General features: G+C 28.2%; 5 protein-coding genes. 1 reads left to right on the forward strand and 4 read right to left on the reverse strand.

Features of this window, described 5'->3' with window-relative positions:
• The 4 genes from ACRC03_RS07060 to ACRC03_RS07075 form a co-directional block, all read right to left on the reverse strand.
• Nucleotides 1–1,491 (reverse strand): sensor domain-containing protein (locus ACRC03_RS07060; RefSeq protein WP_438651856.1); only part of this gene is annotated, 1,491 nt, incomplete at its 3' end.
• Between the two features lie 156 nt (nucleotides 1,492–1,647).
• Nucleotides 1,648–2,934 (reverse strand): EF-P 5-aminopentanol modification-associated protein YfmH, encoded by a 1,287-nt coding sequence (gene yfmH, locus ACRC03_RS07065; RefSeq protein ID WP_438651857.1) that lies wholly within the window; start codon nucleotides 2,932–2,934, stop codon nucleotides 1,648–1,650.
• Between the two features lie 19 nt (nucleotides 2,935–2,953).
• A complete protein-coding gene (gene yfmF / locus ACRC03_RS07070; RefSeq protein ID WP_438651858.1) occupies nucleotides 2,954–4,216 on the reverse strand; it encodes an EF-P 5-aminopentanol modification-associated protein YfmF in 1,263 nt (420 codons plus the stop codon).
• Between the two features lies 1 nt (nucleotide 4,217).
• Nucleotides 4,218–5,336, reverse strand: a complete 1,119-nt coding sequence (locus tag ACRC03_RS07075) for a hypothetical protein (protein WP_438651859.1) — start codon at nucleotides 5,334–5,336, stop codon at nucleotides 4,218–4,220.
• A 227-nt stretch (nucleotides 5,337–5,563) separates the two neighbouring features.
• Between ACRC03_RS07075 and ychF the strand changes: the two genes are divergently transcribed.
• Nucleotides 5,564–6,661, forward strand: a complete 1,098-nt coding sequence (gene ychF, locus ACRC03_RS07080; protein ID WP_438651860.1) for a redox-regulated ATPase YchF — start codon at nucleotides 5,564–5,566, stop codon at nucleotides 6,659–6,661.
• Nucleotides 6,662–6,812: the final 151 nt, after the last annotated feature.

A 6,812-nucleotide genomic window follows, 5' to 3' on the forward strand; every position in this document is an offset into this window, starting at 1 on the left:
TTTATCTATTTTTATAGATGAAATCGGAAGTTTTACTAGATAATTTAGAGAAGAATATCCTGTGCCAAAGTCATCTAAAAATATTTCTATTCCTAAATTTTTCAACTCCGATATAATATCTATGCTTTTTTCCATATTATCTAAAAATATACCTTCTGTTATTTCTATGCCTATCCAAGATGGATTTACCTTTGTTTCTTTTATAATACTTTTTACTTCTAGAATAAAATCTTCTCTCATAAGCTGTATTGGTGATATATTTATAGATACGTTTATTTCATCTTCTGAGTTTTCATTTATTTCCCTTGCAAAAACACACGCTGTTTCAAAAATAAATTTTCCTATTTTATGAATAAGCTTATTTTGTTCAATAATACTTATAACTTTGCTAACAGGAATATTTTTATATTTTTCATTATTCCATCTAAATAAAGATTCAAAACCTACTAAAGTTTTATCACCAGAAAATTGTGGTTGATAGTGTAAACATATCTCTCCTTTTTCTATAGCATTATATAGATCTACCTCTATGTTTGAATTAGTCTCTATCTCTTCAATCATTCCATCTTCATAGAAATGAAAGGTATTTTTGCCTTTCTTTTTGGCGCTATACATGGATAAATCTGCTTTTATTAATATACTTTCTATAGTATCTTCTGGTGAAGAATTTGCTACTCCAATACTTCCTGATACAAAGCATTTTTGCCCCCCTATACAAATATCTAAACTTATTTTACTCATAAGTTCATTTAGAAAATTTACCAGTTCTTCATTTTCTTCTTTTTCTTTTGTAACTATAACAAACTCATCTCCACCAATTCTAGCAACAAAGTCTTCCTTAAAAAACTCACATATTCTATTAGCAATAATCTTTAAAACATCATCTCCAAATTTATGCCCATATACATCATTTATTTTTTTGAATTCATCTATATCAATAAACATTACCGTAACAATTTCATTTTTTAATTTATCTTCTAAGTAACCATATAAACCTCTACGGTTTGGGATTTTCGTCATAAAATCTGTCCCTATATTTTTTAGCATATTCACTTCTCTTAGTTTAAAATCTGTAATATCTTGTGATGTTCCTATTACTCCTACTACTATCCCCTCCGAATCAAACAATGGAGATTTAGTAACTCTATAAACCTTTTCCTCAGTTGTAAATAATTGAATTTCTTCAAATGTGATTGGCTTTTTAGTTTGAATTATAATATTGTCTTCTTCTATAAATCGATTTGCTATTTTTTCATCCCATAGTTCTATATCTGATTTTCCAATTATTTGACTAGGTATTGTTTGTGAAAAGTCACAGTATTTAGAGTTTAATTCTGTGTATATTCCTCTATTATCTTTTACCCATACAGCAATAGGAATTTTGTCTATTAAGCTTTGAAATTTCTTATCTTTATTTTTTATTATTCTTTTATATTGTTGTATCTCCTGTAGATTTTCATCTAACATATCCATAGTACTTTTTTTATTCATAGCTACCCCCCTTTGCTACAACTTGTTTTGTATAACCTAATTTATATATTGAAAAAGTATTTATACATTGAATATAGTATTTATTCTAAGGTTTTGCAATATAAAAGGACATCACTAATATTTACAATTAGAGATATCCTTTTACAATTCATCTTGTTATCTTGGTTCCACTATTGATATTACACAATATTCTTCTCTTAAGTGAACATGTAGTCTTTCTTCTACATCTTCAAATTTTACGTTTTTTACAACTTCTAAGTAATCTAGTAAATTTATATCCTTAAAATTATAAGAAATAAAATTATTTGCTATAAAGTTTACAGAGTCAAAGTATTTTAAGAAATTACCTATTTTTTTCTTTTTAGTTCTTTCAAACTCATCTTTACAAAGCCCTTCAGATTTATATTTTTCAACATATTCTAATATTGCTCCTTTTACTGCTCTAGGGTCTTTAGATTCGCCTCCAATTATAGTAAATCCATAATCAACTTGAGAAGAGAAACCACCACCAAAGTTCTCATTTATAAGCCCTTTCATGTACAAATCTTCATAAAGTTTGCTTCCTCTTTTAAATATCATATCAACTAAAATTTCTGTTACAATTTCCTTTTTAAGTAATTCCTTTCCTTTTATGCCCACATTATTGTCCTTAAATGCTATATTAAACATAGACATTGATATTGGAAACTTAGCAACTATTTCTTTTTTATTTACATGATTGGGTTCCTCTGGATAAAATTTTTGTATTTCTTGATTTAGTTTTTCTACATCGTAATGATTTACTTTTTTTACTATTTCCATAACTTTGTCTTTTTCTAAATCACCTACAACAAATAATGCCATATTTCCCGGGTTATAAAATGTATTGTAACACTTATACAATTCTTCTTTAGTTATTTTATATATACTTTCTACTGTACCTGCTATATCTACTCTTACTGGATAATTTACGTACAATGCTTTTAGACAATTAAAATATACATTCCAATCTGCATCATCATTATACATTTTTATTTCTTGCTCTATTATACCTTTTTCTTTTTCTACATTCTCATCTGTAAAATAAGGTGTTTGTACATAATCTATTAAATGCTCTAAGCATTCATAGAAATTTTCTGTTGCTGTAAATAAGTATGCTGTTGTAGTAAAGTTAGTAAAGGCATTTGCACTTGCACCAAGTGTTGAAAACTTATCAAAGGCATTTCCTCCATCAGGTTGTTCAAACATTTTATGTTCTAAAAAATGAGCTATACCTTCATTTACCCTAATCTTTTCTTTTTCTCCAATAGGTACAAATTCTAATTCATTAGAACCATAGTTAGTAGCTAAAACTGCATACTTCTTAGTAAATCCATGTTTTGGCATAAAATAAACATCAAGTCCATTTTCTAATTTTTCGTAATAAACTTCTTCTTTTAATACATCATTAACTATTTTCTTCATTTTTGATCTGCCTCCATGATTAATTTCTTAAGAAATAAACAGTATCAAGTTCTATCTCTTTAAAAGCGTTAACTATATCTTCTGTTTTTACCTTAGCTACTTTTTCTATTATTTCTTCTACTGTAGAATTTGTTTGACTTATACCTTGAGCAAAATAGAAATCAGACATTCCACCTATACTATCTCCTAATGATTTCATTGAGTTTATTAGTGCTTTTTTGCTGTTGTCTAATTCATTTTCTGATATTTCTCCATTTTTCATGCTATGCATCTGTTCCTTAACTAATTCGACAGCCTTCTCATAGTTTTGGAACTCTATTCCTGAAGATATGAATAATATTCCCTTATATTTTTCAACCGCAGAATAAATATAGTAACATAAGCTTTCTTTTTCTCTTATATTTATGAACATTTTTGAATGAGGTCCTCCACCTAAAACACTAGACCCAACTACTAATGCATAATATTTATCTTCATCTTTAAAGTCTATATTTGTTCTGTATCCCATAACTAATTTACCTTGAGTTATATCCATCTTATCTTCTATTACTTTTACTTGTTCTATCTCTTTTTTGTAGTCTTCTCTAGGAACTTCTATTATAGTTCCTCTTTCGAATGTAAAATCTTTAGTTATTATGTCTACAATTTCTTTTTCTTCAAAATCCCCTTCTACTACGATTTCTATAGGAGATGTTTTAATTATTTCTTTGTAGTAATTGTATAAATCTTGTGGACTTATTTTATCTAAATCTTCTTCGTAACCAAGTTCACTAATGCTAAATCTTTCACCCTTGCACATTTCTTCAAAAGTTCTTTCAAGGGCATATCTACTTTTATCATTGATAATGCCTTGTATTCTATCTTTTAAATTTGTTTTTTCTATATCTACATATTCTTTTTTAAATCCACCGTCTATTACTAATGGTCTATTTACTACTTCATCTAAAAATTCTATAACTTGTTTAAAAATCTTTTCATCAAGATATTTTTCATTAGTACTTATTATTTTAAAACTAACTATTTGACGTTCTCCTCTTTTTGATACATCTGCAAATACAGTTGAACCGTACAAATCGTCCATTTTCTTAGATAATTCTCTAGTACTTGGATATTTTTCACAACCACTAGTAATTAAATTTGAAAGTAATGCATTTTTTGTTACTTCTTCTCTATCTAGAGTTCTTTGTAGGTATATACTTACAAGATTTGTTTTAAACTTAGTTTGAGGTATCAAAGTTAAGTTTATATTTTGACCTAGATTTATTTTTTTTACGTCTTCCATCTTAACCTCCTATTTGTTCTCTAAGTGATATTCTAGTAAAAATTTCTTCTACTATGGTGTCTATTTTTTTGTCCGGCTTTATATAGTAAAATTTAGTATTTCCCATATCAAGTTTTTCAAGTATACTTTCTACTAGATTTTTTGTATACATAGTATCAATTGTACTTGTAGGAAGTACAACATACAAGGTGTTAATTCCATATTCTAACAATTCTTCTCCTGACTTTATTATATCGTTTTTATTATTTTCTAAAAGAGGTAATTTTATTTGAATGTCTAAACTTTTTTCTTCATATTCTATGTAATCTTTGATTTTTTCTCTAAATAATATGTCTTGTTCTAGGTTATTTTTTTCTTGTAGGCCTATTAATAATACTCCTGAATCTTCTCCTAATTCTTTTATTTTCTTTAACACATCACTTGCGTACAACATAGCAAGAATATTTGACTTATAAAACGGCTGCAGTATTTCTATATCTGTCAAATTATATGCTATTAAGTTTAACTTTTCATATCTATCCTTAAAAATTTCATAGTCTTTTCCTTCTGTCATGAATAAAGGACAAATTATTATTTTTTTGTACCCTTGTGAGGTATATTCTTCTAAGGCTTTTTCAAAATATTGATTTGAATACATATATGAATTAACTACTTTGTAACTTTCCCCTAATTGATGACTTAATTTAGTTGAAATTTCTTCTGCATTTATTTTAAAATTGCTAGATCCTAAAGTATTGTAATAATTTTTATAATCACTTAACTTTTTTATGCCATTAAATAAGCTTTTGTATCCTTCCTTGTAATAAATTTCTGTTGATCTTTCTCTTAAATTGTAACTTTTACCTTCTCCTTCTGAAACTAATAAAACTAAAGTCTGTGATTTTTCTGATGTAGGTTGAGCATCTTTAAAGCTTATGTAATTTCTAAACCCAAAAGTTATCATGAAATTTACTCCAATAAAAGAAATTATAAGAGCATAAACCATATATTTATATTTTTTATCTACTATTATCTGCTTATAAAATGCTATAGCTGCTAAAACTATAAATATATTTTCAAGATTTCCTTTTACTATAAAGCTAAGAAACAAAGATGTAGCAAAAACCATTGCAACTAACATAAAACCAACCCCAATATTCATAAGTGTAGTTTACATCTATTATATATATGATGTATAATTAGAATGTATGTCTACAATAAGCTATTGTAAATATAAGAATTTAGCTTATTGAGAGGTTTCTAGAGCTTAATAGGTTGTTTAAATAAATTAAATTAACTTCTCCTAAGCGAGTAGTTATATTTAGCTTAATGAAAAGAAAATATGACCAAAGAGAGGAAGATTACACTATGAAATTAGGTATAGTAGGTTTACCAAACGTAGGTAAAAGTACACTATTCAACGCAATAACTCAAGCAGGGGCAGAATCTGCAAACTACCCTTTCTGTACAATAGAGCCAAATGTTGGTGTTGTATCAGTTCCAGATGAAAGATTAGAAGTATTAAAAGGATTATATGATTCAAAAAAAGTAGTTCCAACTGCTATAGAGTTCTGTGATATAGCTGGACTTGTTAGAGGAGCTTCTAAAGGTGAAGGTCTTGGAAACAAGTTCTTATCTCACATAAGAGAAGTTGACGCTATAGTTCACGTTGTTAGATGTTTCGAAGATCCTAACGTTATACACGTTGATGGTTCTGTAGATCCTTTAAGAGATATCGAAACTATAAACTTAGAATTAATATTCTCTGATATAGAAATATTAGAAAGAAGAATACAAAAGGGATCTAAAGCTGCTAGAGCTGATAAAACGCTCGCTTCTGAACTTGAATTCTTAAAAGAAATAATGGTTACATTAGAAGATGGTAAATGTGTTAGAACTATGGAATTTAATGATGACCAAAAAACTTTTGTTGATTCATTAAACTTACTTACTTCTAAGCCTGTAATATATGCTACTAACGTTTGTGAAGATGATTTAGCTGATGAAGCTGAAAACAATCAATACGTTAATATAGTTAGAGAATTCGCTTCTAGTGAAGATGCTGAAGTTGTAGTTGTTTGTGCTCAAATAGAAGCAGAAATATCTGAACTTGATTCTGATGAAGAAAAGAAAGAATTCTTAGAAACTTTAGGACTTGAGCAATCAGGACTTGATAAATTAATAAAATCTTCTTATGCATTATTAGGACTTATGTCTTACCTAACAGCTGGACCTCAAGAGGTTAGAGCTTGGACTATAAAGGTAGGAACTAAGGCTCCTGCAGCTGGTGGAAAAATCCACTCTGATATAGAAAGAGGATTCATAAGAGCGGAAACTATTGCTTTTAATGATTTAATTGGAGTTGGTACTATGAGTGCTGCTAAAGATAAAGGATTAGTTAGACTTGAAGGAAAAGAATATATAGTTAAAGATGGAGATGTTATATTATTCAGATTTAACGTGTAGGATACTAGAGTACTCAGTTATTGAGTGCTCTTTTTTATTTACTAGTTTAGGTATATATAGCCCGCTAAATGTGAAAATTATGCACCCCTTCCTTCCAGCAGGCTAGCTACAAATTCGCTTCGCTCATGGCGCCGACAGGTCGCTTAAAGGG

It is taken from the genome of Romboutsia sp. (genome assembly GCF_051659545.1).
GTDB lineage: Bacteria > Bacillota > Clostridia > Peptostreptococcales > Peptostreptococcaceae > JBOFOR01.